Consider the following 26948-nt stretch of genomic DNA (forward strand, 5'->3'; position numbering starts at 1 on the left):
CACATTGTCATGCTGGATGCTGCTGTTCCGAGTCGCCGCGCCTCTTCCCCATGACCAGCCTGCTCCCCCGGCTCCCCCTGCTGCTCACGGCCATCGCCGGCTGCCTTGTCAGCCACCCGGCTGCCGCATGGGCAGCCCCGGCCGGCAGCAACCTGGCGGTGCTGCTTCAGGCAGCGGGCGGCCAGCCCCTGGGCCTCTACGACGGTGTGCGCTTCGTGCGGATCAACGCCACCGACGGCACCCGCATCACCGTCACGATCAACTGCGAGCAGGAGCTCTGGCGGGTGGCCCGCATTGAGCCCAGAAGCGGCCGAGCGGACTTCCGCGACGATCGCTTCCAGAGTGCTGCCGGCATCGGCCGCAGCCGTTGGTGCACCACCCCCGTGCGCACGATGGAGTGAGTCTGGGCTCACTCCTCCAGCAGCTGCACCTGGTACACGGCCACATTGCAGTGGGCAAGCGAGCGCACGATCTCAGGCACCATCTGCATCGGGGTGCAGAGCGTCAGCGAGCGGCGCCTGCCGGCGGCCATCTCCGCCAGGTGCTGGGGATCGATGCTGGTGGAGCGCTGCTGCGCTGCAGCCTCAAACACCTCCACCGCTGGGCTCTTCCCGGAACCCAGCACAAACAGCACCCGCCGGGGCGTCTCGCTGTAGTCGCGGCTGAGGGCCTCCAGGGCAGGGATGTCCGGGTGTGTCATGGCCTGCTGGTGGCGGGGGATTGCTACACCCACCTGGATAATCGATTGGCTTTCCTTTGCTCCTGCATGCTCCACCGCCGCTTCCTCGCCATCGCTGCTGTCAGCGCGAGTGTCATCGCCGGGGCCTCCCTGGTGCGTCCTGCCACGGCCGCCCAGACGCTGGACTGCTGGATGAACGGCAGCAAGCAGACCTGTCAGGTGAAGCCCTGGGGTAACGGGGGATTTGAGATCAGCTTCAGCGGCAGTGCCATCTATCGCTTCGTGCCGGCCGGTCCACCCACCACCGACAACCGCCGCATGCGTGATGAGCAGGGCCGCATCTGGCTGATGAGCGGCCACCACAGCTTCACGCTCAGCGAGCAGAACGGCGATGGCAACCGAATCGCCGTCTCCAACGTCAAGAGTCGGCCCGCAGCGGCCGTGGATCACCAGGCCCACAGCAAGGTGAAACTCAGCGGCCATGGTCAGCCAACGGTGACCCTGTACGCCAACCCCAACTACGGTGCCGCGATCGCGGGGATGGGGGTGTCGGGGGAAACGCTCGACAAGCTGGCGTGCACCTCAAACAGCCAGGGCACCTGGTGCCGGGTGGGCTACCCCGGCCAGAGCGGCCGGGTGCTGTGGGTGAACCGGGACTCGCTGATCTTCCTGGGGGATGGTGAATAAGGGATCGCGCCTGCGCCTGCTTTGCCCTGGCCGGGTTCTCTGCCCTGGCCTTTGCAGCTGCCCATGGAATCGGGATGGACATCGGGCTGGGGGCTTTCGAGAACGCCACCCCAAAGAACGCCGCCTATCCAGGCCTGCTGGCTGAATTTCGCCAGCATCTCAGCCGTAGAGCCGCCTTCCCGGCCGTGGCGGTAGCCGGGCTTGCCTGGTGGGGGCCGTCGCCGTAAGGGCTTGGCTTGAGCAGCTCCTTCTGGTCGCTGCTGGTGGTGGTGGCCATGACCCATCGCGGCGCTGGCATCACCTGTTACCGAGGCCCATTGGCCGAGGGGGGACAAGCGGGCTCCTCGGTTCAACGGGCTTAGCCTTGGTAGACCAGTGTGCTGCTTCTGGCGGTGGGTGGGCGTCACGGCGATGCGCTGCTGATGTTCATCAGCTCTCGCACTGTGAGGCCTGAAGATGTCATCCCGGGTACGCATCACCAGGCTGGTGACCTTGTCGCAGGCGCCGGTGAAACGCCGGATCGGTCACCTGCCTGAGGGGATCCAAGAACGGCTGCGGAATCGCATCGTCGAGGTCTTGCGGCGGGGTCCCCACAGCGACGGCACCGAGCAGGTGGTTCCTGTGGTGCCGGGAGACCCGGTGCCAGGTGGACGGCTTGATCGCGCCACAGATCAGCTTGTGCTCCCGGAAGGCTGCAATCAACGCATCCCAGTCCCCAGGAGCCGGGAGCGGCGCACCACCTCGATGCCTGGCGCGGCCGCCCTGGCCTGATCCCCTAATCGGAGGCCTACATCCTGATCAGCGCCTCGCTCCTCAACCCGGGGCATCCGGGCAACGCAGGCATCCGGCTCCAGCCCCTGCGGCAGCCCCTTTGGGACAGGGCTTGAGACACGACGGCCCTGATCGTCACCTCCCAGTCACGGGCCGCCCGCATGTCAGACGTTTGGTGAGCTGTTTGTCTCACAGACTGGCACCGCCAAACAGGCGCTGGCCAAGGCTGGAAGCCCTAACGCCAGTCGCAGCAAGGGCTTTGAACCGAAAAACCCTATTGAGAACAGGAAGCGGGCGGCGGGAATCGAACCCGCATCATCAGCTTGGAAGGCTGAGGTTTTACCACTAAACTACGCCCGCAGCAGTACATCTGTTCCGGTGTCCCGAGGGCCGCCGATGGCTGACGCCGGGTGTCACGGTGGAGATGTCAGCGAGACTGAGCTCCCGGCTGGGCCGTAAAGCTGGGTCCTGCGCTGGTGTGCCGACCTTGGGGTGAGCCCCTCGTTCGACTGCTGCATTATGGCCTGCGTGCCGTCCAGGGCCGAGTGCGCGATTCCAGCTCCCCACCCCACCAGTCGCGCCCTAACGTCGCCACCACTGGGGGGCGTCCGGTGAGCGACGCAGACGATCTGGTGGGCTGGCCCCGCCAACGCATGCTGCTGGCCTACGGCATCGGCGATGCCGGCACAGGCATGGCGGCCTCATTGATCGGCTTCTACCTGTTCATCTTCTACACCTCGGCTGCGGGCCTGCCGGCCTGGATGGCAGGGCTGGTGCTGATGCTGGCGCGGCTCTGGGATGCCATCAACGATCCCCTGGTGGGCTGGCTGAGCGACAAGACCCGGTCGCGCTCCGGTCCGCGCCTTCCCTGGATTCTCTGGAGCGCCGTGCCGCTCGGGGTCGCGATGGCCCTGATGTGGTGGCTGCCACCAGGAGGCCCCTGGCAGCGCTTTGCCATCTTCGTGTTGATCTCGGTGGTGGCCAACACCCTCTACACCTGCGTCAACCTGCCCTACGCCGCCCTGGCGGCTGAGCTCACCGCCAAGGTCAGCCTGCGCACGCGGCTCAACACCCTGCGTTTCACCGGATCGATCATCGCCAGCCTGATCGGGCTCGTACTGGGCGGCCTGCTGCTGGCCAACCATTCCGATCCCAGCAGCTACTGGCGGGTGGGGATGATCTCCGGCGGCATCATCAGCCTCACCACCTTGCTCTGCGGCTGGGGGATCGCACCGGCCGCGCTGCATTGCCAGAAGCCGGAGTCGCGTCGCGGCACCACGCGTCGGTTGCTGCGCCGCGTGCGCCAGAACGGCCGGTTTCTGCGCGTGCTTGGCCTCTACCTGCTGCTCTGGTGCGCGCTGCAGCTGATGCAGACCGCCGCCCTCCTGTACCTGCCGGTGGTGATGGGCCTGCCTGAGGGCTGGAGCAACTGGATCCTGCTGCCCTTCATCGTCAGTTCCCTGCTCGGTCTGTGGATCTGGAACGGTGTTTCGAACCGCTGGGGCCGGGTGAAGGCCCTGCAGTGGGGCAGTGCCCTGTGGATCATCGGCTGCCTGATGGCCATGCTCTTGCCGGCCCTCGATGCCGCCATCCAGCCCACCGGCTCCGCCTCCAATCTGTTGCGTCTGTCCTTGCTGGTGCTGGCGATCATCACGGCGGGCCTGGGGGCCGCCACGGCCTATCTGATTCCCTGGGCGCTGTTGCCTGACGCGATCGATGCCGATCCGGAGAAGCCCGCAGGCCAGTACAGCGCCTGGATGGTGCTGGCCCAGAAGATCTGCATCAGCCTTGCCCTCTTCTTCTTCGGCAATCTGATGAGCCTCAGCGGCTACGTGGCCGCCCGTGGTGTCGACCAGCCCGGCAGTGCCCTCACCGCCATCCGCCTCTGCATGGGCATCATCCCGGCGGTGCTGATCGTGCTGGGCCTGGTGGTGATGCGCCGCTGGCCGGAGCGCGGTGCCCATCGCCTGATGGCCGATGGCGGGGTTGGCCGATGAGGCTCCTGTCCAGGCGTTGGCTTGCGCCCCGCTGGTTGCGGCGCTTGGGTGCGAGCTGCATGATCGGCGGCCAGGCCCTGGCGGCGATCGCCCGCGGGCGGATCGGCTTCAACGATCTGCTGATGGAATTGCAGGAGGCCGGCCCGGGCAGTTTCCTGATCGTGCTGATCACCGGCCTGGCCGCCGGCACCGTGTTCAACATCCAGGTGGCGGCGGAGCTGTCTCGCCAGGGGGCCGGAGCCACGGTGGGGGGCCTGCTGGCCCTGGGCATGTCGCGGGAGATCGCGCCTCTGCTCACCGCCATGCTGCTCACCGGCAAGGTGGCCACCGCCTTTGCCGCCCAGCTGGGCACCATGAAGGTGACCGAACAGATCGACGCGATCACGATGCTGCGCACCGACCCGGTCGAATACCTGGTGGTTCCAAGGGTGCTGGCCATGGTGATCATGGCGCCGGTGCAGTGCCTGCTGTTCTTCGGCGTGGCGATCTGGTCCGGGCAGGTGAGCAGCGCCCTGCTCTACAGCATTCCTCCCACGGTGTTCTGGAACTCCGTCCGCACCTGGATGGAGCCGAACGATCTGCCCTCGATGCTGATCAAGGCCGTGGTGTTCGGGCTGCAGATCGCTGTGCTCGCCTGCGGTTGGGGTCTGACCACCAGCGGCGGGCCCAAGGAAGTGGGCACCAGCACCACCGGCGCGGTGGTGATGATCCTGGTGACCGTGGCGCTGATGGACGTGGTGCTCACCCAGGTGCTGTTCGGATAATGGCGTCAGCACCAAGTCCCTCGGAACCACCGGTGATCGACGATCCCGCCAGCAGCGGTCCTGATCCCGCCATCGGCACCGTTCTGGCCCCGCGCTACTGGGTGTCCGCCGGCGTGGTGGTCCTGGGCATCGCCCTGCTGGCCCTGCAGCCCCTCTGGGGCGGTGTCCTCTGGGTGGCGGTGGCGGTGGCGCTGTTTGGCCTGGTACTGGCCCTGCAGACGGCACTGTTGCGGTTGCAGTTCGCCCCTGCCGAGCTGCTGGTGTGGCGCGGTTCGACCTGCATCCGCCGCTTCCCCTATGCCGAGTGGATCGCCTGGCGGCTGTACTGGCCTCCGGTCCCGGTGATCTTCTATTTCCGGGAGCAGCGCAGCATCCACCTGCTGCCGATGTTGTTCGAGGCCGAGGCCCTGGCTGAGCAGTTGCGTCGCCATCTTCCGCATCTGTCGCCGGAGACGTCCGCTGGCGACGCCTGAGCCAAAGTCGCCACGTCCACCGCTCCGCCCCCGCGGGTTCCATTCCCTGCCTCTGAAATCCTGGCCTGATGACTGAGAGCCGCTCGCTGCCCGATTCGCCCACCCCGCTCGACGGCGTTCCGCTCTCTCCAGCGGAAAGCCCCGAAGCTCCTGAGCAGAATCAGACAGGAGAGGGGATGGGCATCGACGAGCCTGCAGCGGGCCAGGAGACATCGGTGGCTGGGGAGCCGGAGCCCCTGGACGAAACCCTGGAGACCCTGCTGACCCTGGCGCTTCAGGATCTGACCGAGCGCCGCAGCGGCCTCGAAGAGGAGATCCGCCAGCTGGAGCGGCGCCGGGAGCAGATCCAGCGCGAGATCGGCAGCAGCTTCAGTGGCCAGTCGGATGCGATCGCCCGCCGGCTCAAGGGTTTTCAGGACTACCTGGTGGGGGCCCTGCAGGATCTGGTGGTGGCGGCCGAGCAGGTGGAACTGGTGGCCCAGCCCCTGGTGGTGCAGCCCTCACCCCTCGATCAGGTGGCCGCTGCATCAGCTACTCCGGAAGCCCCTGCAGCGGCGCCTGTGGCAGCGGCGGGCCTGTTCAGCCAGGACGACGCCCTGATTCGCTCCCGATTGGACCGCTACAGCGGCCAGCCTGATTTCTACGCGGATCCGTGGACCCTGCGTCGCACCCTCGAGGCTGCACAGGCCGCCCTGCTGGAGGACTGGTTCCTGAATCAGGGCGGCCGCGGCGCCCAGGCCAGTGCCGGCAGCCGCAGCCGCAATGCCTTGATCGCCGGTGCGGCGGTGTCGATCCTCGGGGAGCTGTACGGCGAACGCTTCCAGACCCTGGTGCTGGCAGGCCAACCCGAGCGGCTGGGTGAATGGCGCCGGGGTCTGCAGGACTGCCTCGGCCTCGGTCGGGAAGACTTCGGCCCCAACAGCGGCATCGTGCTGTTCGAGCGGGCCGATGCCCTGATCGAGCGGGCTGACCGGCTGGAGGAGCGGGGTGAGCTGCCCTTCATCGTGATCGATGCGGCCGAACGGGTGGTGGAGGTGCCGATCCTGCAGTTCCCCCTCTGGCTCGCCTTCGCGGCCGGTCCCGGTGAACTGGTTGATGACGAGCTCACCTACTAGGGCTGTGCCGCACTGAGCTGCGACTGAGCAGAGCTCAAGGGTCCTGGTCCTGCGTTGCGGCAAGCTCGCAGCGGTCGTTTGCGGCGTCCTGCCCCATGCCCCTGCTGCTCCCCCTGATCGTGCTGCTGGCCGGATATCTGCTGGGGTCCCTCCCCTTCGGCTATCTGGCCGGTCGCTGGCTGCGCGGCATCGATCTGCGGCAGCACGGCTCCGGCTCCACCGGCGCCACCAACGTGTTGCGCGAGGTGGGCAAGGGCCCGGCCCTGGCGGTGTTCCTGCTGGATGTGGGCAAGGGCATCGCGGCCGTGGTGCTGGCACGGGCCGTGCTCGAGCCCCTGGGCGAACCGCTCGGCAGCGGCGCCTGGTTTATCGACAGCGGGGTGGTGGCGGCCGGTCTGGCGGCCCTGGCCGGGCACATCTGGCCGGTCTGGCTGGGCTGGAAAGGGGGCAAGGCCGTGGCCACCGGGCTGGGCATGCTGATCGGCCTGACCTGGCCGGTGGGTCTGGCCTGCTTCGGGATCTTCCTGACGGTGCTGACCATCAGCCGCATCGTCTCCCTCTCCAGCGTGGTGGCGGCCCTCTCCCTGCCCCTGTTGATGCTCGGCTGGTTTGCGGGCAACGGCATGGGCCTGCGGCTTCCCTACCTCGCCCTCGCCGTGATCACCACCCTGCTGGTGGTCTGGCGCCATCGCAGTAACATCCGGCGCCTGCTGGCCGGTACGGAGCCACGGCTGGGCCAACCGCGCCCCTGAGGGCATCTCCAGTGATCCGCAGCTCCTGAGGGCTTCTCCAGTCATCCGGAGCTCCTGAGGCCTGCTCAGGCCAGGGCCCGGCTGCGCTCGGCCGCGGCCACCACCGCCTCGATCAAGGCCGATCGGGCTCCGGCCCGCTCCAGTTCCCGCAGGCCGGCGATGGTGGTGCCGCCCGGGCTGCTGACCATGTCCTTGAGCTGGCCCGGATGGAGCTCCTGCTCGTGCAGCAGGGCTGCGGTGCCGGCCAGGGTGCGGTGTGCCAGGTGATGGGCCAGCACCCTCGGCAGGCCTGCAGCCACGGCTCCATCGGCCATGGCCTCGGCGATCAGGGCCACAAAGGCCGGCCCCGAGGAGGTCAGCGCCAGGAAGGCATCGAGCTGGCTCTCGGGCAGCTCCATCACATCGCCCACCCGCTCGAACAGGTCCTGCACCAGCTGGCGTTGCTGCGGCGTGGGCTGCGGCGTGGAGCCCCCAGATCCCCCACCCCAGGCCAGGCCGGTGAGACCCTGGCGGACCAGGCAGGGGGTGTTGGGAACGGCACGCACGCAGACCCGATGAGGAAACAGGCGCTGCAGCCGCTCCAGGGTCACGCCCGCCAGCACGGAGATCAGCAGGCCTTGCCCAGCTGCACCGCCTGCGCCGGCCACACCGGCCGCTGCAGTGGCCGCCTGATGCAGTTGCTGGGGCTTCACGGCCAGCAACACCACCGGCGCTGCCCAGGCCTCGGCGGGATCGGTGCTTACTGCCAGTCCGTGGCCTTGGCTGAGGCGCTCGGCTGAGGCCGCACTGCCCACGGCCGCCCGCACGTCGGCGGGGGCCAGCTGGCCACTCTCGATCAGGGGAAACAGCAAGGCCTGGGCCATGCGGCCCAGGCCGACCACGCCGAAGCGGGGGGATTCAGCGGAGCTCAAGCCGGAGGGTGGGATCAGAGACCCACATCCTGCCGTCCCCAGGCGGGGCTGGGCGCGGCCTCCGTCTCAGCGGCATGATCGCGGCTGCTCACCACCGTCGGAGACGACGACTCCTCCCCACCGGTGGTGGTGACGGTGACGCAGGACGGGGCGAACAGGAAGATGCTCTCCCCGACCCGTTCCTGGTGACCGTCGATGGCGAAGGTGCCACCGGCCACGAAGTCAACGGCGCGCTGGGCCTGATCCGGCTCCATCATCGTGAGGTTGAGGATCACGGTCTTGCGCTCGCGCAGCGCCTGGATGGCGCGCGGCATCTCATCGAAGCTGCGGGGCTCCATCAGGCTGACCTCCGCAGCCGAGGAGGAGAGGCCTGGCATGCCGATCACATTGGTCCCGCCGAAGGGATCCTCGGCGTTGAAATCGCTGGTCAGGGCCAAGGCGCTGGTGCTGCTGCTGGAACGGGTGCTGCTGCTGGTGCTTGTCGTGGCGTTCACGTCGCCGGCGTCATAGTCGAGATCGTCGTCGTACTCGCCGTCGAGATAGTCATCACCGGAAACGACGGCACGCAGGCGGGAGAACAACGACACGGATGGGGCCTCTGTTGTGATGCTTGGCACCTCAATAGCGTCCCATGAGAACGGTTGCAAGCGCTTCCCCTCAGGGGCGGTGCCCAAACAGGGTGCTGCCGAGCCTCACCCAGGTGCTTCCGGCGGCCACAGCCTCCCGCCAGTCGCCGCTCATCCCCATCGAGAGTTGCCCCAGATTCAGGTCTGCCGCCAGGTTCGCGCAGTCCTGGAACAGGGCCTGCCGATCCGCGGCCTCCAGGCCCTGGGGAGCGATCGTCATCAACCCCAGCGGGCGCAGCGGCGCCAGGGGCCGCAGCCACGGCCAGGCCTCCCGCAGCTCCTCCGGCTCGAAGCCGGTCTTGCTCGGATCGGGCCGCAGCTTCACCTGAAAGAACACCGCTGGGCTGAGGCCCTCCTCGCCGGCAATGCGGGCCAGGCGCTCGGCCAGGCCCAGGCTGTCGACCGAGTGGATCGTGCCGAACCGGCGCAGCACCCCACGGGCCTTGTTGGCCTGCAGGCGCCCGATGAAGTGCCAGTCGAGGGGCGGCGCCAGCCCTGAAAGATCGGCGAGCTCCTCCTGCTTGGTGATGGCCTCCTGCAGCCGACTTTCACCGAAGCTGCGCTGGCCGGCGGCCACCGCTGCCCGGATCTGCTCGCTGGGCTGGCCTTTGCTCACGGCCAGCAGCTGGGTGGAGGAGGGCAGCTGCTGGCGGATCTGCGTGAGTCGTTCGGCCAACCCTGCCGCTGTCATGACCAGGGGATTTCAGATGAAGGTCTGATCGAACAGCTGGCGCCAGCGGGCGTGCACTTCGGGGCCTTCCCGGCGGGAGCGGGCCAGATTCTGCTCGGCGTAGTGGCGGGCATCCATCAGGGGGATCACCTCAAAGTTGGCGCCACGCGGCTGCAGCGTCACCAGAAAGAAGATTCTCTGGGCGTAGAGGGTCGCATAGAGATCGCAGTTCTCACCGGTCGGTGCGACCCGGTAGAGCATCCCGAAGGTGGGGTGGTTGAGATAACGCTCTGCGCTCACGTCGTCCGTTGGACTGGCGCCATTAAAGAGCACCGACCTGCCAGCGCAGCAGCAGCAGGGCCACCAGAGCGATTCCGCCGACCACGGTGGCGCTGCCGAGCGAAGCCGGAGGCTGGTGCAATCGGTCAGGCGCCAGCCAGTGGCCGCCCCGGGCCAGCAGGGCCTCGGCCCCCTGTTCGGCCCGCAGCAGCACATTGGCCAGCAGGCGCTCTCCCACGGCCAGCACCAGCGCCAGGCTTCCCTTCCAGCCGAGCTGCCTGAGGTTCACCGCCCGGGTGGAGATCGAGCGCAGCAGGTTTTGCAACTCCTCCTGCACCAGAGGCAGGAAGCGCAGCGACAGCAGCAGGGTGAAGCCGAGCCGGTCCACCGGCCAGCCCAGGGAGGCCAGGGGCTTGAGGAACCAGCCGATCGCCCAGACCAGTGCCTCGGGACTGGTGCTGAGCAGCAGCAGGTTGGCGCTGTGGATCAGGGTGAACAGCAGGGTGGCACCGTTGAGGCCCAGCTCGGCCGAGCGACGGCTGATCACCAGCGGTCCCAGGGGAAGGGGGCCCAGCTGGACCGGCCCCCAGTGGACCAGCTCCCAGCGCTGGCCGGAGCGGCTGGGGGCGGGACTGCCCGGTGGACCCGGCTCGAGACGTACTTCGTCCGGAGGGCGCTGTAGGGGGGCCGCTGGAGCCGATCCGGCCGGCAGCAGAGAGGCCAGCACCCCCACGAACAGAGCCAGGGCGAGCAGCAGCGGCAGGCTGCGGCGCCACAGGCGCCAGGGCAGGCCGCACACCGCCGTGATCAGCAGTAACAGGGCGACCAGGCCCAGGCGCCAGATCGGGCCGGCCAGGATCGGCGTCACCAGAAAAGCCACGGTCCAGCCGAGCTTGAGGCGCGGATCCAGCCGCTTCAGCCAGCTGCCGGATCCCGTCCCCGCCTGGGAGTCGTCGTCGGCCACGTACTGGCCGATCGGCATCTGCCGCAGCCAGTCCACTCAGCGGCTGCGGCTCTGCTGGCGCGCCAGCTCCTTCTCGGCATCGCGCTGTTGCTTGCCGCGCCAGAACAGGCGGATCGGTGAGCCCTCGAAGCCCAGCCCTTCACGGATCTGTCGTTCCACGTAGCGGCGGTAGGTGTCGCCGAACAGTTTGGGATCGTTCACGAACAGGGTGAAACTGGGCGGACGGCTGGCCACCTGGGTGCCGTAATAAAGCCGCCCCTGGCGGCCGCCGCGGCTGGTGGGGGGGGTGCGCCAGCTGAGGGCCTCCTGCAGCACCTCGTTCACCACCGAGGTGGTGACGCGGCGGCGGTGCTGTTCCACGGCCAGCAGGGCCAGGGGAAAAATCGCTTCCACCCGCTGGCCGCTGAGGGCGGAGGTGAACAGCATCGGTGCCCAGTCGAGGAAATAGAGCTTGGCCCGGAGCTCCCGCTCCATCGCCGGCATGGTGTGGCTGTCCTTCTCGATCGCATCCCACTTGTTGACCACCACCACACAGGCGCGGCCGTCCTCCTCGATCCGGCCCGCCAGGCGCTGATCCTGTTCCGTCACCCCATCCTCGGCGTCGATCACCAGCACACACACATCCGAGCGTTCGATCGCCTTGAAGCTGCGGTTGATCCCGAAGAACTCGGGGCCGTAGTTCACCGAACGGCGCCGGCGGATGCCTGCGGTATCCAGGATTTTCCAGGCCTTGCCTTCCCGTTCGATCGTGGTGTCGATCGTGTCGCGGGTGGTGCCGCGGATCGGACTGACGATCGCCCGGTTCTCGCCACAGATGGCATTGAGCAGGCTCGACTTGCCCACATTGGGCCGGCCGATGATCGCCAGCTGGATCGGTTCCTCCGTTTCCACCTCTTCGGTGGGGGGCAGGAAACCCACCACCCGATCAAGCAGATCGCCGGTGCCGGCTCCGTGGATCGCTGAGATCGGATAGGGCTCGCCCAGGCCCAGACCCCAGAATTCCGCCGCCATCGACAGACCGGCTTCCGGCGATTCGCACTTGTTCACCGCCAGCAGCACCGGCACCTTCTGACCCCTGAGCCATTCGGCGATCGACTGGTCGGCAGCGGTTGACCCCTGCTTGCCGTCGACAATCACCACGGCAACGGAGGCCTCCGCCAGGGCGAGGTTGGCCTGTTCGCGGATTTCCGGCAGGAATTCGCTGTCATCGTCAAATACCAGGCCGCCGGTATCGACCACACGGAAGGTGCGATCCCGCCAGAAGCCTTCCTGGTAGGTGCGATCGCGGGTCACGCCCGGTTCGTCGTGCACGATCGCCTCACGGCTGCGGCACAGGCGGTTCACGAGGGTGGACTTGCCCACATTGGGTCGCCCGATGATGGCGACGACGGGTAGCGCCAAAGCGGCTTATCTCAACGACATTGCGTTTCCTGACACTACAGAGTGGCCGCGCGCCTGGCTGATCTGGCTAGGGAGGAAGTAACCCTCTCTGCCCTCCGCCTTCCGGCGGAGACGCCCCATGGTGGAGCTGATTGCCGCGATCGTGGTCGACCTCTCCGACCAGAAGCTCTACGCCTACGGCGCGGCAGACACGCTGCTGCGCACCGTGCCGGTCAGCACCGGGCTGGCGTCGAGTCCGACCCCCACCGGTGAGGGGAAGGTCTACGGCAAGCACCGCAGCGTCACCATGCGCGGCAGCAGCTTCGTGGCGCCGAATGTGCCGTGGGCCCTCTGTGTCACACCGGATCAGGTGATCTGCCTGCACGGTGCCCCCTGGCAGGAGGCCGCCGGTCAGCGCTTCGGGGTGCCGCGCAGCCACGGCTGCGTGCGCGTGCCCAGCCCCCACGCCCGCTGGCTGTTCGAGCACACCCCCCTCGGCACGCCGGTGACGATCCGCCCCTGAACCCGCACCGCGCTCAGCCTTCAGGCCTCCAGCTGCCGCTGTTGGTTGCCGATCACCAGGAGCAGCAGGCTGATCGCCCCCAACAACGCGACCAGCAGCGCCACCACGAGCATCGTGCCCGCCAGGCCGCTGGCGTAGGAGCTGGTGATCACCTCGATGGCCTTCGACGGGGCCCCATGGCTGTGGGTGAGCACGCCGCTGCTCAGGGCTGCCCGCACCTTGGCCTCCAGCGCGGGGATCTGCTCCGGCCTGGCGCCCAGCTGGAGCAGGCGGTCCCGCAGGCTGGCAAAGCCAAAGCCATTGACCAGGGCCCCGCTGGCGGCAAAGCCCAGAGCAAAACCCAGCTGACCGGTGGTGGTGCGAAAGGCGGTCACCGATCCGAAATAGCGCTGCGGCGCCTCCTGTACGAACAGGGCCGACTGGGGCACCGACAGGAAGGCCAGACCCGTACCCACCAGCAGCAAGGGCAGGATGAACGAGGCGTAGGGAGTATCCGCACGCACCCCCGCCAGCAACACAAGCCCCAGCACGAGAACGAGGATGCCGCCCGCCATCAGCTGGTTGGTGCGACGCCCCGGCGCCATCAGCCGGCCCGCCACCACACCGCCGGCGGCAAAGCAGATCAACAGCGGTAGCTGGGCCAGAGCCACCTGGCTGGTGCTGTAGCGCTGCACCGTCTGCCAGAAGTTGCTGGTCTGCAGCTGCACCACCGCCTGAGCGAAGTTCCAGGCGATCCCGCTCACGATGGCGGCGGCAAAGCAGCCGCGGCCGTAGAGCCCCACCGGAAAGATCGGCTCCTGGCGGCGGCGCTCGATCCACACGTGCACGCCGAACACCGCCACACCGCCCAGGGTCGGGAGGAGGAACTGGGGCGCCGTGAACCCGCTCACCGCATGGCTGACCCCACTGAGAAACAGCACCATCGCCAGAGCGATGCTGACCAGGCCTGGCCAGTCGGCCCGCAGGGCCGCGTTGGCGGGCATGTCGGGCAGCAGCAGCGGCACCAGCGGCAGGCACAGCAGCGCGATCAGGGGCACCAGGCCGAGGGCCAGGCGCCAGCTGGTGTCGGCCAGCACACCGCCCAGCAGCGAGCCGCCGATGAAGCCCGCAATGATCAGAAGGTTCCACAGGCCCAGGGCCTTGCCCAGCTGGTCGGGCCGGCTCACGCAGCGGACCGAGGCAAAGGTGAGGGCGAGTACGGCGCCCACGCCGATGCCCACCAGGGCGCGTCCCAGCAGAAACAGGGCCGCGCCGGGGGCCGCCAGGGCGATGCCATCCCCGGCGATCGAGAGCAGCAAGCTGCCCATCAGCACCTTGCGACGGCCCAGGCGATCGCCCAGAAAGCCCATCAGCAGCACGGTGGCGGCCTGGGCGAGGGTGGAGATGCTGGCCGCCAGGGCCAGGGTGGCGCCCTGCATGTGCAAGGCCGCCCCCGCCTTCACCAGGGCCGTGTTGGCCACCGTGGGATCGATCAGCTGCAGGCTGGCCAGCACTCCCAGAAAGGGCACCGCCAGGGCGCTCGTGGATTTGTCGCTCATGCGGGGATCAAAGGGGAAGAGGGATCAGGAGTTGCCTGCAAGAAGGTGGAGGGCCAGCGGGGAGCCGGCGCGTCGGCGCGGCTGATCGCCACCAGGTGACCGCGCCGCTGCAGCGGGCGGCTCCAGGGACGGCTGGGCGCGGCGGCCAGGGTCAACCGATCGCCGGCGCGATCGAAGCGCACCGGGCCATCGGGGGCATCGGTGAGCCAGACCTCACCCTTGGCGCGGAGTACCTCGGGGCCCAGCTGGGCGGCCCAGGCCAGCACCTGGCTGCGCTCCAGCGGCTCGAGCTGCAGCCAGGCATCACTGCGCACCAGCTGCCGTTCGCTGTGGAACGGCGGGGCGGGATGCTGCGCGCGGCTCTCGAGCTGCTGGCGCAGCCACTGCTGACGGCGTCCGGCCTCGCCTGGGGGCAGCAGATCACCCTTGCTGAACTGCAGCAGATCGACGCCATCGAACTGCTGCTGCACCAGCTCGCCCACCCAGCGGTCGTGCCAGAGCGCTTCGATGCGCTCGAGATCCACCACCAGCAGCACCCGCGCCAGGGCCAGGCCGTGGAGCTGCAGCTGGCTGGCCACCCGCTCGGGCAGGGCCATGCCGCTGGTTTCGATCAGCACATGGGCCGGGGGCAGCTCACGCCGGGCCAGCTCCACTAGGGCCGCCCCCAGGCCATCGCGCAGGGTGCAGCACACGCAGCCGCCGCCCAGCTCCAGCACCCGGCCATCGCCCTGGCGCAGCCGCTCGGCATCGACGTTGATGCTGCCCAGGTCGTTGACCAGCAGGGCCCAGCCCGGGCAGGCGCCGGCCTGCAGCCAGCCGTTGATCAAGGTGGTCTTGCCCGACCCCAGGTAGCCCCCCACCACGGTGGCCGGCACCCCGCGCAACGGCGTCAGCGGGGAACCTCCTTCGGAGACGGGGCTCATGGCCTGGCCCCCTCCCAGGAGCCATACACGCAAGCTCCGTCCTTGATCGTGGCCACCACGCCGATGTCGTTGAGCTGTTCGGGCGCGGTGGCGGTGGGGTCGGCATCGAGGATCACCAGGTCGGCCCGCTTGCCCGGAGCCAGGCTGCCCTTGCTGTCCTCTTCGCGGATCTGCCAGGCGGCCTCGATCGTGAGGGCCCGCAGGGCGGCATCGGCATTCACTCGCTCCGATTCGCCCAGCACCACGCCCGTTCGCGTGCGGCGGGTCATGGCCGTTTCCACCATCCGCATCGGCTCGATCGGCGTCACCGAGAAGTCGTTGTGGTTGGAGCAGTGCAGCCCCAGGGCCATGGCGCTGGCCATCGGGCTCATGCGGCCGGCCCGCTCGGGCCCCAGGTTGGCGAGGTGCGTGTCGCCGAAGAAAAAGGCATGCACCGTGAAGAAGCTGGGGTGCAGGCCCAGCTCCACGTACTGCTCCAGCTGCCCCGGCGCCATGAACTGGGAGTGAATGATCACCGTGCGGTGGTCCTGCTCGGGCTTGAGGCCGGCTCTGCGGCAGGCCTCGATCATCAGGTCGATGGCGGCATCGCCGTTGCAGTGGGCAAACAGCTGGATGCCCTGGCCCGCAAGCCGTGCCACCGCCTCGAACAGCTGCTCGGGCGGGAACACCGGCTGGCCGCGCCAGTGGGCCTCGCCGTTGGGGCCGGGGGTGAGCAGCGGCTCGCCCCAGAAGGCGGTCTTGCCCTGGGGGGAGCCATCGAGCAGCAGCTTGATGCCCTGGAACTTGAGGTGATCGCGGTATGGGCCGAAGGCGTCGCGCGCCGGCTGGGGCAGCTCGAGCGGTTGGCCCTGAAACGCCGGGAAGCGCTCGCGCAGCATCCCGGGCACCTCGAGCACCAGCGGCAGCAGCACCAGGTCGATGCAGAGGTGCCCTTCACGGGCGGCCCGCTGAAACAGGTCCAGATCGCCCGCCACCGTGGCTCCGTCCTGCACGGTGGTGATGCCCTTGGACGTGTACAGCCGCTGGGCCGCCTCGAACTGGGCCAGCCGCTCGTCGTCCGAGGGCTGCGGCATGTGCACGAACAGCGGAATGAACGCCGTCTCCATCACCAGCCCAGCCGGCTCGGTGCTGCCGGGCCGGCGCACGATCACCCCACCGGCCGGATCGGGGGTGCTGGCGTCGTAGCCCGCCAGGGCCAGGGCAGCGCTGTTGAGCACGGCGCCGTGGTTGGAGTTGTGGAGCACCATCACCGGGTTCTCCGGAAGCACCGCATCCAGATCGGTCTTGTCCAGGGGGCGCCCGTCGGAGAGACCGTCGACGTCGTAGCCGTAGGCGATCACCCACTCGCCCTTGCCCACGGGACGGCGCGCCACGTGCTCGCGCAGCACCTGCTGCAGGCTGGCGATGCTGGTGACGGGCCCGGCCGGCGGCCGCTGAATGTTGGCCCAGCCCACCACCTGCAGGGCATTGGCGAAGTGGCCGTGGGCGTCGATGAAGCCCGGCAGCAGGGTGCGGCCCGCCAGATCGATCTGGCGCGTGGCGGGCCCGGCATGGCCCAGTACCGCCTCCTTGGCTCCCACCGCCACGATCTTCCCGCCTGCGATGGCGATCGCTTCAGCCCGGGGCTGGGAGGCCTCCATCGTCAGGATGGGGCCGCCGTGGAAGATCAGGTCGGCGGGGGTGCTGGTCATGAAGCCCGGTTGTCTGGCCCATGGCTAACCGGAGCCTGTGCGCAAGTCATCGCACCGAGAGATCTGTTCATCGCCCAGGCGCCTGTCCTCACCGATGGCAGCACGGTGCTGAGGTCACCGGATCCCATCGTGGACGCCATCAAGACGGTGAGGGAGCACAACACAACGACGGCCATGCCTGGCTCAACGGTGATCCCCCTCGGCCCTGGCCAGGGCCGCTGCTGGATCACCACTGAGGTCGGCGTTCAGGAACGCGGGTGTTTCGGGCAGCACCAGCTGCAGATGGTTCTCGCGATGGAGCTCCAGGCTCAGCTCATGGCTCTGCAGCTCCAGCACATGACCCGCATGGCGGTGGTCGTCGCTGAGCAGGTGCAGGTGGTAGCCCGGCACATTGATCGTGCGGGCAAAGCTGGGCGTCCAGAAGCCCACCAGGGTGCCGGCCACGTTCTCCAGCTCAAACGTGGCCTGGGCGCTGGTGGCGCTCACGAGATCCACGCCGGCCTCGGCCTTGCAGGCCACGCGGTAGCGGATCCGCTCGAACACCCCACGGAGACGGATCGCCACAAACAGGTTGGCGTTGTCCCGCAGTCCGTCGAGCCGTGCGGTGAGATCGCCCCAGCTGGCCACATGCTTCAGAACCTCGCGGTGATCGGCTGAAAAGCGGGTCGCCACCCAGAACGGGGCGAGGGCATCGGCCGGGGCCTGCCGCACCGTGCCATCGCCGCAGGCCTGCCAACAGGTGCCATCCAGCAGGATCCCCTCGCCATCGAGGCCATCGAAGGTGCCCAGGCCGAAATCGCCGTGCTGCAGCACCTCAGCCACCCGCACGCATCCTTGATAGACCCCCTGCACCAGGGCACCGGAGGTGGACACCTGATAGATGGTGTGGTGCTCGAGATCCAGCGCATCGGCCAGGGCCTGGCGGATCACATGGCTGGCGCTTTCACCGGTGCGGCGGCAGCGCTCCTGCAGCGCGGCGTAAAGACCATCGCCGAGGTGAACGTTGAGGTGATGGCTGGAGTCGGGGTGGCAGGTCATCGATGCGGTCCCCTCAGTGGATGAAATCCTGATGCACGTCCTGCATCAGCTTCAGGTTCTGGGAGTAATCGATCGGAATGTCGATCAGCACCGGCACGCTCTGCTGCAGCGCTTCCCGCAGCACCGGGCCCAGCTGGTCGGCGTCGGTGATGCGATAGCCCTTGCAGCCGAAGGCCTCGGCAAAGGCCTCGACGTTGTAGTGACCGAGTTGCACACCGGCGGTCCGGCCGTAGTGGGCCTGTTCCTGGAAGGCCACCATGTTGTAGCTGCAGCTGTTCCAGATCAGGTGCACGAAGCGGCTGCCGATGCGGGTGGCCGTTTCGAGCTCCGTGGCCGTGAACAGAAAGCCGCCATCGCCCGACACCGAGATCACCGGCTGACCAGGCCGGCAGAGGTTGGTGGCCATCGCCCAGGGCACCGCCACCCCGAGGGTCTGCTGTCCGTTGCTCACCAGTACCTGGCGGGCATGGCCGGACGGGAAATAGCGGTTCATCCAGATGTAGTGAGAGCCCACATCCAGCGCCAGGGTGGTGTCAGATGTCACCACCTGACGCAGCTCGTGGATCACCCGCAGCGGATGCAGGGGGGTGCCGGAGAGCTGGGCGCCCTCGTCGGCCGTGGCCTGCAGCTCGGCGGCAGCACGGTCGCCGCAGCGGCGGAAGCTTTCATCCACCTGCACCTGCAGCAACGGCGCCAGGGCCGCGAGGCTGGCACCGATGTCGCCGATCAGCTCGGCAGCGGGCAGGAAGGCCTGATCCTGATCGGGGGCCAGGGCATCGATCACCACCAGCGGGCGCGATGCGCCCGTGTTCCAGAGGCTGGGGTCGAACTCGACCGCATCGAAGCCCACCGTGATCACACAGTCGGCGCCATCGAGCAGGTGATCCGCCGGTTGGTTGCGGAACAGACCCACCCGGCCGGCGAACTGCTCCGGTGCCACCCAGGCGCCGGCCCCCTGGAAGGTGGCGCAGTAGGGCAGGCCGCTGCCGCCCACAAAGCGCTGCAGGGCATCGGCCATCGAGGGCTGCGAGGCCTGCATGCCCAGCAGCAGCAGGGGCTTGCGGCTGGCATTGATCAGCTCAGCGGCCCGGTGGATCTCCGTTGAAGCCGCTGGCCCCTGGCGGATCGGCCGGGCCCAGCCAGTGGAGAGCTCGCCCGGATACTCGGCGAGGCCCACATCCTTGGGCAGGCCCAGAAACGCCGCCCCCGGCCGGCCGCTTTCGGCCGCCCGCACGCCATTGGCGAACACCTCCGGCAGGCTGTGAATGTTGAGGGCCGACTGGGCATATTTCGTGACCGGTCGCATCACATCCACCCCGTCGAGGGCCTGGTGGGTGTGCTTGAAGCGATCGTCGAGCGGCACCTCCCCGCCGATGGCCAGCACCGGATCCCCTTCGGAGGTGGCGGTCGCGAGTCCGGTCACCAGATTGGTGACCCCAGGCCCGGAGGTGGCCAGGCAGACGCCCACCGTGCCCGTGATCCGGCCCATCGCCTGGGCCATGAAGGCGGCGTTCTGCTCGTGCCGACAGAGCACCAGCTCGATCGAGGAATCGAGCAGGGCCTCAAACACACTGTCGACCTTGGCACCCGGAATCCCGAAGACATGCGTGACCCCATGCTGCTCCAGCAGCTTCACCAGAACCTGGGCGCCGTTCATCCTGAGCATTCGGCTATCGACCAAGCATGTCGATGGCGTGTCATCAGGGCAATCCCGGATGTCACCTTGTTACAGGTCGGCAAGGGCGACAAGGCTGAACACAATCCCGCCGTCCTGGCGGCCCTCTGCCGAGATCCATGACCCTGCACGACAGCACTGGTCACAGCCTCTCGGTGGAATGCATCAAGGGACAACGAACTCGTCATGACGGACAACCCAACCGGGGAGTACACCAACAATCCACCTGTTGCTTATCATCTCGCCACGGCAGGGAATGACGCCAATCTCCGTGCATCTCCACCAGCTGAGATGAACGTCAACGGCCTCCTGATGCCGCCGGTGAGCAGCGGTGGAGGAATGCATGGCTTGCCAGGCGATTTTCTCTCCACTTCACGCTTGATTCGCGCGTTGCGGTGCAGCCGCTCAGCACCGACCAACCTCACCACATTGACAACAATCCAGACCTGCGCAGTCTCAACTTTGATCAATTCCCCCGCGACGGTGGCAAGATCAAAGTGATGCTCCTCAATCAGCAAACGCAGATCACCGTGCTCCAGCCCTGAAGCTGGAAGCTCATCTCACTGGCAGATCACCCGGATGGCCGGCCACCGGATCAGCCGGCGCCGGCAGCAGCTCAGGCATCGGACCGGTCTCGGGCAGGGGCTCGCCGCGCTCGGCCAGATGGGCCAGCAGCCAGTTCACGGCGGTCGCCCGGCGGGTGCGGCGCGGGTAGAGCTCGCCGATGCGATAACCCACAAAGCCCAGCTGCTCCTTCAGCAGCTGTTTGTGCTCCTTGGCAATCGAGCGGGTGAGTGCCACCGCGGGCGGCCGCTGGGCGATGAACTGGGGCTCGATCGGGAATGACTCCCGCCAGGCATCGCTTGCAGCCGGGCCCGCGCTCCAGGTGCCGGAGCCATCGGGCGCATACCCCAGGCGCGGCCAGATCAGTTCACACACGAAGCGGTCGCTGAGCCGATCAGCCAGCACCGCCTCCAGCAGCGCCCGGCTGAGGGGGTAGGGGACGGGTGTGGTGGCGGCCTGATCGGGAGCCATCGGCCTGAAGCATCACAATCGGATCACCATGATCACCGCCCCCTCCCCCCTGCGCGGCCCCCTGGCGCTGCCCGGCCACGGCCGTCCGCGCAGCCTGCGCTGCCGGGTGCTGCAGTCGCCGCTGGCGGGGGTGAGCGACCGGATCTTCCGCGGCCTGGTGCGGCGCTGGTGCGCCGATGCGCTCCTGTTCACCGAGATGGTGAACGCCACCAGCCTCGAGCTGGGCCATGGCCGCTGCAAGGTGGAGGACCTGGCCGAGGAGAGCGGGCCGATCGGCGTGCAGCTCTTCGATCACCGGCCCGCCGCCATGGCCGACGCGGCCCGCCGCGCCGAGGCCGCCGGCGCCTTCCTGATCGACATCAACATGGGCTGCCCGGTGAAGAAGATCGCCCGCAAGGGGGGCGGCAGCGGCCTGATCCGCGAACCCGATCTGGCGGCCCGCATCGTGGACACGGTCGCCCGGGCCGTGAGCATCCCCGTGACCGTGAAGACGCGGCTGGGCTGGTGCGGCAGCGATGCGGAGCCCGTGGCCTGGTGCCGCAAGCTCGAGCAGGCCGGCGCCCAGCTGCTCACCCTGCACGGCCGCACCCGCGAGCAGGCCTTCAAGGGCCGGGCGGACTGGCAGGCGATCGCCGCGGTGAAGCGGGCGCTGCGGATCCCGCTGATCGCCAACGGCGACATCCACAGCCCCGAGGATGCGCTGCGCTGCCTGGAGCTCACCGGCGCCGACGGCGTGATGGTGGGCCGGGGCACGATGGGGGCCCCCTGGCTGGTGGGCCAGATCGATGCCGCCCTCAGCGGCCGGCCGGTGCCGCCCACCCCCGGCGCCGCCGAGCGCATCGCCCTGGCCCGCGAGCAGCTGCTGGCCCTGGTGGCGGCCAAGGGCGACCACGGACTGCTGATCGCCCGCAAGCACATGGGCTGGACCTGCCAGGGATTTCCGGGGGCGCCCCAGCTGCGTCATGCCCTCATGCGCGCCCCCACCCCCGCCGATGCCCTGGAGCTCCTGGAGCGCGCCCTGGCCGATCAGGGCAGCACGCCCTAGGGCAGCACAGTGGGCCAGCCCTGGCGGATCAGCAGCAGGGAGAAGTAGGGCGAGGCTGTGGCCGCCACTTCGCGGGCTGGGGCCACCAGCGCATCCGGCCAGCCCACCCGCTGGGCGAAGAGGGCGTGCTCCAGCAACCCGCGCCGCTGCAGAAGCGGCTGCACCCAGGCCCAGCGATGGCCCAGCTTCAGCAGGGCCAGCACTTCGGCACCCGCGGCAGCGCGATCCAGCAGGACCTCCAGGGCTTCCGGCGTTTCCGGCGTGGGCCGGATCAGCAGGCTCTCCTGCTGCAGCGCCAGGGGCCAGGCACCGGCGGCGGCCGCGGCAGCCGCGGCACTGACGCCGGGGATCAGCCGCACCGGCACGGCCGGATGGCGTTGACGCAGGGCCAGCAGCACATAGGAGCTGGAGGCAAACAGCGACACATCCCCTTCGCAGAGCAGCACCACCGATCCGCCCTGGCCAGCGGCCTCAACCGTGGCGGCCGCGAGGGTATCGGCCGCGGCGTGCCAGGCCTGCCGCAGCGGCGCCGCGTCGCTCACCATCGGGAACAGCAGCGGCAACTGCCGCTGCTCTGGGGTGATCCAGGGGGCGGCGATCGTGGCGGCCATGCCACTGGCGCCGAGGCGGGCCACGGGGTAGGCCACCACAGCGGCGGCCCTGATGGCCTCCACGGCCGCCACCGTGAGCAGGCGGGGATCGCCTGGACCCACCCCCACCAGGGTGAGAGCCGCTGGGGTGTCCGGCGGCAGGCTCGACGGGGGGGACGTGGCCGGCAGCGGCACGGGCATCAGGCGATCAGCGCCGATCTTTCTAGGCTGGAGCCACGTCAATCCCTGGACCTGATCCTTGAGTCAGCTGAGCCTCTACCCCAGCACCCCTGCCCAGGGAAGCCCCATGCCGGAGCTGGTGACAGGGGATGAGCGGCTGATTCAGCGCGCCCTGGCGGAACGGGGCATCCGCTTCGAGCGCTGGCCTGCGCGCCAGGATCTGCCGGAGCAGGCAGGCCAGGAGGAGATTCTCGGCCTCTATGCCGCCGAGATCGCCCGGGTTCAGCAGGGGGGCGCGTACCCCACCGTGGATGCGATCCGCATCACCCCCGACCACCCCGATCGGGACGCGCTGCGCCAGAAGTTCCTGCAGGAGCACACCCACAGCGAAGACGAGGTGCGCTTCTTCGTGGAAGGGCGGGGCCTGTTCTGCCTGCACCTTGGTGATGAGGTCGTGCAGATCCTCTGCGAACGCAACGACTGGATTGCCGTGCCGGCCGGCACCCGCCACTGGTTCGATATGGGGGAGGCTCCGTCGTTCTGCGCCCTGCGCTTCTTCAACAACCCGGAGGGCTGGGTGGCCCAGTTCACCGGTGACCCGATCGCCGACCGCTACCCCAGGCTGGACGAACTGGCGTGTGGAGGGTTCGAGGAACATGATTTCGAGAGTCGCCCCATTCCCTCCGCTCGCGGTACCTGATCACTCCGTAGTCGGGTTCACTGTTCTTGTTCAGCGCTTCCCCTAGCACGATTCCGAACGTCTTCAATGTTCTTGCTTTGCAGCATCTGCGGCTTGGTCACACCTGTCCAGATCAGTCAGTTGAACGGCAACTTGTAGTATCGCTGCTCCAGAAGTAACGGCTTAGGCAATGTTGATGCTCAGCCATTCGTGCCCAAAATATATAGAAAGCAGATTGGATCAATCGACGGCTTGAAGGGCCAGTGAGAATTCGCCACAGCGGAGGATTGGCTGGAATCTGCTTCGCGATCGACAAAAGGAATAACAAGGCACAGTTGATCTTTGGTTGACATCGTGCCCGGCTAGGCAGTGGATGGAGTTTGTATGTTGACAGAATTATTGTGTGTGAACTTCTATTTGTGGGAAATAGGCATCAGGTGAATGGTGGTTAAACACAAAAAAGCCTATCGGTGATTGTCAACGATAGGCTAAAGCCATGATTTTGTCTCGAAATCCAGTCTTAGCAGGCGGGCTGATTGTCTGAGTCAAGACTGGTTTTCGCTTCGGGGTGCTGATACCCCAGGCTCATCCATCAATTTTGACCAGGCTGAATCGGACCAGGACCAGGACCAGGACCCTTTAACCCAACCTTGGCTCCAATCTTGGCAGCGATGGCGATCGCCTGATTGTTCAGCTTGACAGATTCTCCCTGATGACTAGGGCGAGCCAGAAGGCGGAAGCCATGAAGTTTGACATGATCAAGTTGAAGAGGCTGCATCAGAACCCAGAAGAGGCTGACCAATTTTCGGACTATCTCCCTCGCTTGTCAATCAATCGATCGCTCCAAACCGTGACTGTCTCCTGATTCCAGCTGAGTTGATCCTGGCCGGATTGGACTTCCCCGTTGCGAAGAGCGTTTTCCAGTATCGAATGGATCTCCATTCGGATGGCTCACCACGTAACAGAAACTCACCAGTTGACTTCTGATTTCATGAGACTGAGTCTGGTTCCCATCGGATGTCAAAGGGGCGTTACCATAGCTCCTATCATTCTATCTGATTTGCATCTTTATTCTTGATGGAAGACTGCCGACCTGCCCAGCCCCGCGATGGCGTAGATAACTCTTGGCGGGACAGAGCACGATTACCGTTAGAAAACAAGTGGTTCCCGATAGTGGTGATTGAGCCCATGCACTGCAGCATTAAACTGCCAGGGCTTTCAATTGGCCTGAAGTGGGGTTGGTTGCGTCAAGCATGACAGGGGTAATCCTTCGTGGCACGGCGCCGTCCGGGCTCCATGGCCATCTCGATGGGTTTGATCAGCCCAGCAGGCTCATCGTGCTCCAGTGGAAAGCCCCGCAGTCTCTTCTCGACCATCCTGTGAAGACGCTGTCCACCCTTGAACACTGGCTGCGAGACGCCTTCGATGTTCAGCCTACTACTCTGAAAACGAAGTCGAAGTTCAGTGCATCCAAACAAGGGGCCAGTTTGGATCGAGCTGCCTGGCACATTCTTGAGCTCGGCAAGGTGCTGCTTCAGATGTTGGAAGTTCCCGTGTTCCATCCAGGAGTGATTCATCACGTTCGCAAAGATCATTCCCAGTCAGGTTTGTGGAACATTCGAGCAACCACTGCCGTTCTTGACCATTTCCCTGAAGACGTCTATTACGAGTGCTACTTTCGCGCAGCTCGCATCGTCTCTTTCATGGCAAAAACCAAGCCGGACAGCGACGAAATTGCCAAGCTTCAATCCAGGCTTAAATGTCAACATATTGACCAGATGCAAGGGATGATTCCACGAGGAAGGTCTACATATCCCTTGCTTTCTTATGCTTATAATCAGCGAATTCCGTTTCGGCATCTTGGAGAGGGGGTCTATTCGTTGGGATGGGGCTCCCAGTGCCGCAGGATTCGTGGCGGTGGTATTGATAAGGATTCAAGTATTGGGGCTATACTCAGCCACAATAAAGCTTCAACCATTCGAGTTCTGAGTGCGGCGGGTCTTCCTGTTCCTGTCCAGCGGACGATTGATTCTGAAGCAGCTGCTTTGGTTGCCGCCAGGGAGCTTGGATGGCCTGTCGTGCTCAAGCCAGCCGATCGCGATCGAGGGGAAGGCGTCACGATCAATATTCGAGAACCTGGTCAGCTGAAACGTGCCTGGCAGGAGGCACGCCATTTTTCGACCCGCTTGTTGTTGGAACGTCAGATCTCCGGCCTCTGTCATCGTCTTCATGTTTGTGATGGCCAGCTCATCAGCGCCTGGCGACGTCGACCCAAATCCGTTCGGGGTGATGGCAGCCTCACTGTGAAAGAATTGATTGACCGCGCCAATGCTGAGCAACAAGCCTTGCCTCCTTGGAAGCGGTTGAAGCCATTTCCTTGCGATGATGTTGCTGTAGGGTGCCTCGCGGCCCATGGTCTCACGCTTGATTCAGTACCTGCCAAGGATGACTGGGCTCCTCTGAGGCCTTTCAATGCACCAGCTTGGGGCGGTGTGGTGGAGGACGTCGATCAATTGATCCATCCTGACAATGTTTCTCTGGCCATTGAGGCTGCAAAACTTTTCGATCTGAGCAATGCTGGAATAGATCTGATTACAACTGATATCTCAGAACCCTGGTATCGAAACGGTGCGGCGATTAACGAGGTTAATCATTCTCCCCAGTCTCCTGATAGCCCACAGTTGCTGGAGAAAGTCTTCGCCAGCCACTTTCCCACTAATGGACGAATCCCAATTGAGGTCTTTGTTGGCAGAAGTGCCGCCTGGGATAAGGCTTTTCAGAAACAGCAGGAGTACAACTCCTCAGGTTTTCCTTGTTGGGTGACAGATCATCAGCGCAGCGTCGATTGCTCAGGTCGCGAGCTGCACCTGATGGCGCATGGATTGTTTGATCGATGTCATGCTTTGCTTTGCCGCAAGAATGTTGGCGCCCTCATCGTGGTGGTTTCCGATCAAGACTTATTCTTGACGGGTTTGCCATTCGACCAGCCCGATCATCTTCAGATCGTGGGGGATTGGCAACCGTCGCCAAACGACCGATCATGGAAAACGTTGCTCAGTTGGATGCGGCCGAAGTTGGATTCACCCATTGTTGATGAGTCTGAGTGAGGGATGAACAGCCTGTGCTGCACTCTCCAGGAGAGCACGCCCAGTCATTGTTAGCATACCGTGCTCCTGAATAACCCCCATACCATTGTCAAAGTTGTGACGATTCTCGGCTTTGGCCTTCTGCGCTTTGGCACAACTATCAGCATCCAGGAGGTTGGATTGAAGAAGGGTGTCCATGGCAAAATACATGCGGGCTGATACCCAAGTGGCGTGAAAGATGCCATCCATCGGACGAGGGTCTCTCCTGAGTGGAGATGGGTAAAGATCCTGATCCGAGTTGGTTGTCAGCGGCTCTTCAATTGTGAAGCCATACAATAGTAAATGTGCGGCTTCATGAACCAATACTTCCAATAGTTCTACGATGGACCTTTGTCGTTCGATATTAATGAAGAGCGCCCCCCAAAGCATGTAGCAAGAGCCTCCATCAAAAATGTACGAATCGTTGGGGTTTCCACTCACCATCACTAGCTGGGTGACGAGAGCAGCAATTTCGCCAGAAAGATCAGGGCTGACTCGGTCTAAAAGTTGCAGCGCGGCATGGAGATCATGCAGAAAGCTCGGCACTCTTTCGTGATCGGGCGGTTGGATGGAAAGATCATCCGTGCCTCCCGTGCCCATCAATGCGGCATACATGCTGAGATCAGGAGCCAGAGAGGGATCATCCAATCCGATGACCTGCATGGATTCAAGTGGCGAGTGGGAGGCCGCCAGTCGGTTCCAGATTGTTGTTGCTCCCTCTTGATCTCCTTCAGACAACTTGAGCACGAGCTGGCTATATAAGCCGAATGGAACAGGTCCAAGCCGAAGTCCTTGTTTCAGTCCATTAACCAGTCCATCAATGGAAGATGGGTCCACT

At 66.1% G+C, this 26948-nt stretch carries 28 protein-coding genes and 1 tRNA gene; 13 read left to right on the top strand and 16 right to left on the bottom strand.

Annotated elements, in window-relative coordinates; genetic code table 11:
* Positions 1–50 precede the first annotated feature (50 nt).
* Positions 51–401: a hypothetical protein gene (locus H8F24_RS13050; protein WP_197169900.1), complete on the top strand. Its 351-nt coding sequence runs from the start codon at positions 51–53 to the stop codon at positions 399–401.
* A gap of 8 nt (positions 402–409) precedes the next feature.
* On the opposite strand, the gene H8F24_RS13055 is transcribed toward H8F24_RS13050, so the two are convergent.
* On the bottom strand, positions 410–700 hold the full coding sequence (locus H8F24_RS13055) for a hypothetical protein (RefSeq protein ID WP_197169901.1): 291 nt from the start codon (positions 698–700) through the stop codon (positions 410–412).
* 66 nt (positions 701–766) lie between these two features.
* Here H8F24_RS13055 and H8F24_RS13060 point away from each other — a divergent pair, with 66 nt between their 5' ends.
* On the top strand, positions 767–1366 hold the full coding sequence (locus H8F24_RS13060; RefSeq protein WP_197169902.1) for a hypothetical protein: 600 nt from the start codon (positions 767–769) through the stop codon (positions 1364–1366).
* A gap of 486 nt (positions 1367–1852) precedes the next feature.
* Positions 1853–2137, top strand: a complete 285-nt coding sequence (locus H8F24_RS13065; protein WP_231597823.1) for a hypothetical protein — start codon at positions 1853–1855, stop codon at positions 2135–2137.
* A gap of 289 nt (positions 2138–2426) precedes the next feature.
* Here H8F24_RS13065 and H8F24_RS13070 read toward each other — a convergent pair.
* A tRNA-Gly gene (locus H8F24_RS13070) sits at positions 2427–2497 on the bottom strand.
* A gap of 293 nt (positions 2498–2790) precedes the next feature.
* Here H8F24_RS13070 and H8F24_RS13075 point away from each other — a divergent pair.
* The 5 genes from H8F24_RS13075 to plsY all read left to right on the top strand — a co-directional run bounded on the left by H8F24_RS13075 (position 2791) and on the right by plsY (position 7238).
* Positions 2791–4134 (top strand): MFS transporter, encoded by a 1344-nt coding sequence (locus H8F24_RS13075; RefSeq protein ID WP_197172341.1) that lies wholly within the window; start codon positions 2791–2793, stop codon positions 4132–4134.
* A 59-nt stretch (positions 4135–4193) separates the two neighbouring features.
* Positions 4194–4898: an ABC transporter permease gene (locus H8F24_RS13080; protein WP_231597824.1), complete on the top strand. Its 705-nt coding sequence runs from the start codon at positions 4194–4196 to the stop codon at positions 4896–4898.
* Positions 4899–4930: 32 nt separating this feature from the next.
* A complete protein-coding gene (locus H8F24_RS13085; protein ID WP_231597825.1) occupies positions 4931–5371 on the top strand; it encodes a DUF3119 family protein in 441 nt (146 codons plus the stop codon).
* Positions 5372–5439: 68 nt separating this feature from the next.
* On the top strand, positions 5440–6486 hold the full coding sequence (locus H8F24_RS13090) for a DUF3086 domain-containing protein (protein WP_370594748.1): 1047 nt from the start codon (positions 5440–5442) through the stop codon (positions 6484–6486).
* A gap of 95 nt (positions 6487–6581) precedes the next feature.
* Complete coding sequence (gene plsY / locus H8F24_RS13095) at positions 6582–7238, top strand: glycerol-3-phosphate 1-O-acyltransferase PlsY (protein WP_197154442.1); 657 nt, start codon at positions 6582–6584, stop codon at positions 7236–7238.
* A 65-nt stretch (positions 7239–7303) separates the two neighbouring features.
* Here the strand turns inward: plsY and proC are convergent, their stop codons facing one another.
* The 6 genes from proC to der all read right to left on the bottom strand — a co-directional run bounded on the left by proC (position 7304) and on the right by der (position 12089).
* Positions 7304–8101, bottom strand: coding sequence for a pyrroline-5-carboxylate reductase (gene proC, locus H8F24_RS13100; protein WP_197159195.1), 798 nt, complete (start codon positions 8099–8101; stop codon positions 7304–7306).
* A 62-nt stretch (positions 8102–8163) separates the two neighbouring features.
* Positions 8164–8736, bottom strand: coding sequence for a cell division protein SepF (locus tag H8F24_RS13105; protein WP_197154444.1), 573 nt, complete (start codon positions 8734–8736; stop codon positions 8164–8166).
* 70 nt (positions 8737–8806) lie between these two features.
* A complete protein-coding gene (locus H8F24_RS13110) occupies positions 8807–9466 on the bottom strand; it encodes a YggS family pyridoxal phosphate-dependent enzyme (protein WP_197154453.1) in 660 nt (219 codons plus the stop codon).
* 12 nt (positions 9467–9478) lie between these two features.
* Complete coding sequence (locus H8F24_RS13115) at positions 9479–9745, bottom strand: PipX family protein (protein ID WP_197154455.1); 267 nt, start codon at positions 9743–9745, stop codon at positions 9479–9481.
* Positions 9746–9767: 22 nt separating this feature from the next.
* Positions 9768–10724: an energy-coupling factor transporter transmembrane protein EcfT gene (locus H8F24_RS13120; RefSeq protein ID WP_197154457.1), complete on the bottom strand. Its 957-nt coding sequence runs from the start codon at positions 10722–10724 to the stop codon at positions 9768–9770.
* Positions 10725–12089, bottom strand: coding sequence for a ribosome biogenesis GTPase Der (gene der / locus H8F24_RS13125; RefSeq protein ID WP_197154465.1), 1365 nt, complete (start codon positions 12087–12089; stop codon positions 10725–10727).
* A 118-nt stretch (positions 12090–12207) separates the two neighbouring features.
* On the opposite strand from der, the gene H8F24_RS13130 reads away from it, so the two are divergent.
* Complete coding sequence (locus tag H8F24_RS13130; RefSeq protein WP_197154467.1) at positions 12208–12591, top strand: L,D-transpeptidase; 384 nt, start codon at positions 12208–12210, stop codon at positions 12589–12591.
* Positions 12592–12611: 20 nt separating this feature from the next.
* Here H8F24_RS13130 and H8F24_RS13135 read toward each other — a convergent pair whose 3' ends face one another.
* From H8F24_RS13135 to alsS, 5 genes are all read right to left on the bottom strand, one after another.
* Complete coding sequence (locus H8F24_RS13135) at positions 12612–14129, bottom strand: MFS transporter (protein WP_197169905.1); 1518 nt, start codon at positions 14127–14129, stop codon at positions 12612–12614.
* Positions 14126–15052: a GTP-binding protein gene (locus H8F24_RS13140; RefSeq protein ID WP_197169906.1), complete on the bottom strand. Its 927-nt coding sequence runs from the start codon at positions 15050–15052 to the stop codon at positions 14126–14128. Before H8F24_RS13140 ends, H8F24_RS13135 begins: the two co-directional genes overlap by 4 nt.
* Positions 15049–16743 carry an amidohydrolase gene (locus tag H8F24_RS13145; RefSeq protein WP_197169907.1) on the bottom strand — a complete coding sequence of 565 codons (1695 nt, stop codon included), beginning with the start codon at positions 16741–16743 and terminating at the stop codon, positions 15049–15051. Before H8F24_RS13145 ends, H8F24_RS13140 begins: the two co-directional genes overlap by 4 nt.
* Before the next feature lie 183 nt (positions 16744–16926).
* Positions 16927–17781: an acetolactate decarboxylase gene (budA, locus tag H8F24_RS13150; RefSeq protein ID WP_197169908.1), complete on the bottom strand. Its 855-nt coding sequence runs from the start codon at positions 17779–17781 to the stop codon at positions 16927–16929.
* A gap of 13 nt (positions 17782–17794) precedes the next feature.
* Positions 17795–19438, bottom strand: coding sequence for an acetolactate synthase AlsS (gene alsS, locus H8F24_RS13155; protein WP_197169909.1), 1644 nt, complete (start codon positions 19436–19438; stop codon positions 17795–17797).
* 204 nt (positions 19439–19642) lie between these two features.
* Here alsS and H8F24_RS13160 point away from each other — a divergent pair, with 204 nt between their 5' ends.
* On the top strand, positions 19643–19957 hold the full coding sequence (locus tag H8F24_RS13160; RefSeq protein WP_231597826.1) for a linear amide C-N hydrolase: 315 nt from the start codon (positions 19643–19645) through the stop codon (positions 19955–19957).
* A gap of 54 nt (positions 19958–20011) precedes the next feature.
* Here H8F24_RS13160 and H8F24_RS13165 read toward each other — a convergent pair whose 3' ends face one another.
* Positions 20012–20491 carry a DUF1823 family protein gene (locus tag H8F24_RS13165; protein ID WP_197154485.1) on the bottom strand — a complete coding sequence of 160 codons (480 nt, stop codon included), beginning with the start codon at positions 20489–20491 and terminating at the stop codon, positions 20012–20014.
* A gap of 28 nt (positions 20492–20519) precedes the next feature.
* On the opposite strand from H8F24_RS13165, the gene dusB reads away from it, so the two are divergent.
* On the top strand, positions 20520–21536 hold the full coding sequence (dusB, locus tag H8F24_RS13170) for a tRNA dihydrouridine synthase DusB (protein ID WP_197169910.1): 1017 nt from the start codon (positions 20520–20522) through the stop codon (positions 21534–21536).
* Here the strand turns inward: dusB and H8F24_RS13175 are convergent.
* Positions 21533–22255: a precorrin-2 C(20)-methyltransferase gene (locus H8F24_RS13175; RefSeq protein ID WP_231598293.1), complete on the bottom strand. Its 723-nt coding sequence runs from the start codon at positions 22253–22255 to the stop codon at positions 21533–21535. The two genes, dusB and H8F24_RS13175, sit on opposite strands and share 4 nt — an antisense overlap.
* Before the next feature lie 130 nt (positions 22256–22385).
* Here H8F24_RS13175 and H8F24_RS13180 point away from each other — a divergent pair, with 130 nt between their 5' ends.
* Both H8F24_RS13180 and H8F24_RS13185 read left to right on the top strand, forming a co-directional pair.
* Positions 22386–23006 (top strand): acireductone dioxygenase, encoded by a 621-nt coding sequence (locus H8F24_RS13180; protein ID WP_231597827.1) that lies wholly within the window; start codon positions 22386–22388, stop codon positions 23004–23006.
* 1217 nt (positions 23007–24223) lie between these two features.
* A complete protein-coding gene (locus H8F24_RS13185; RefSeq protein WP_197169912.1) occupies positions 24224–26092 on the top strand; it encodes a hypothetical protein in 1869 nt (622 codons plus the stop codon).
* Here H8F24_RS13185 and H8F24_RS13190 read toward each other — a convergent pair.
* On the bottom strand, positions 26066–26947 hold the full coding sequence (locus H8F24_RS13190) for an HEXXH motif-containing putative peptide modification protein (protein ID WP_197169913.1): 882 nt from the start codon (positions 26945–26947) through the stop codon (positions 26066–26068). The two genes, H8F24_RS13185 and H8F24_RS13190, sit on opposite strands and share 27 nt — an antisense overlap.
* Position 26948 lies beyond the last annotated feature (1 nt).

This window comes from Synechococcus sp. CBW1002 (genome assembly GCF_015840915.1).
GTDB lineage: Bacteria > Cyanobacteriota > Cyanobacteriia > PCC-6307 > Cyanobiaceae > CBW1002.

Excerpts from the sequence above, each read along its gene's own strand:
- H8F24_RS13050 (WP_197169900.1), top strand. The coding sequence starts at position 51 with ATGACCAGCCTGCTCCCCCGGCTCCCCCTGCTGCTCACGGCCATCGCC.
- H8F24_RS13055 (WP_197169901.1), bottom strand. The coding sequence starts at position 700 with ATGACACACCCGGACATCCCTGCCCTGGAGGCCCTCAGCCGCGACTAC.
- H8F24_RS13060 (WP_197169902.1), top strand. The coding sequence starts at position 767 with ATGCTCCACCGCCGCTTCCTCGCCATCGCTGCTGTCAGCGCGAGTGTC.
- H8F24_RS13075 (WP_197172341.1), top strand. The coding sequence starts at position 2,791 with ATGCTGCTGGCCTACGGCATCGGCGATGCCGGCACAGGCATGGCGGCC.
- H8F24_RS13080 (WP_231597824.1), top strand. The coding sequence starts at position 4,194 with ATGATCGGCGGCCAGGCCCTGGCGGCGATCGCCCGCGGGCGGATCGGC.
- H8F24_RS13090 (WP_370594748.1), top strand. The coding sequence starts at position 5,440 with ATGACTGAGAGCCGCTCGCTGCCCGATTCGCCCACCCCGCTCGACGGC.
- plsY (WP_197154442.1), top strand. The coding sequence starts at position 6,582 with ATGCCCCTGCTGCTCCCCCTGATCGTGCTGCTGGCCGGATATCTGCTG.
- proC (WP_197159195.1), bottom strand. The coding sequence starts at position 8,101 with ATGGCCCAGGCCTTGCTGTTTCCCCTGATCGAGAGTGGCCAGCTGGCC.
- H8F24_RS13110 (WP_197154453.1), bottom strand. The coding sequence starts at position 9,466 with ATGACAGCGGCAGGGTTGGCCGAACGACTCACGCAGATCCGCCAGCAG.
- H8F24_RS13130 (WP_197154467.1), top strand. The coding sequence starts at position 12,208 with ATGGTGGAGCTGATTGCCGCGATCGTGGTCGACCTCTCCGACCAGAAG.
- H8F24_RS13135 (WP_197169905.1), bottom strand. The coding sequence starts at position 14,129 with ATGAGCGACAAATCCACGAGCGCCCTGGCGGTGCCCTTTCTGGGAGTG.
- H8F24_RS13140 (WP_197169906.1), bottom strand. The coding sequence starts at position 15,052 with ATGAGCCCCGTCTCCGAAGGAGGTTCCCCGCTGACGCCGTTGCGCGGG.
- H8F24_RS13145 (WP_197169907.1), bottom strand. The coding sequence starts at position 16,743 with ATGACCAGCACCCCCGCCGACCTGATCTTCCACGGCGGCCCCATCCTG.
- budA (WP_197169908.1), bottom strand. The coding sequence starts at position 17,781 with ATGACCTGCCACCCCGACTCCAGCCATCACCTCAACGTTCACCTCGGC.
- alsS (WP_197169909.1), bottom strand. The coding sequence starts at position 19,438 with ATGAACGGCGCCCAGGTTCTGGTGAAGCTGCTGGAGCAGCATGGGGTC.
- H8F24_RS13160 (WP_231597826.1), top strand. The coding sequence starts at position 19,643 with ATGACGGACAACCCAACCGGGGAGTACACCAACAATCCACCTGTTGCT.
- H8F24_RS13165 (WP_197154485.1), bottom strand. The coding sequence starts at position 20,491 with ATGGCTCCCGATCAGGCCGCCACCACACCCGTCCCCTACCCCCTCAGC.
- dusB (WP_197169910.1), top strand. The coding sequence starts at position 20,520 with ATGATCACCGCCCCCTCCCCCCTGCGCGGCCCCCTGGCGCTGCCCGGC.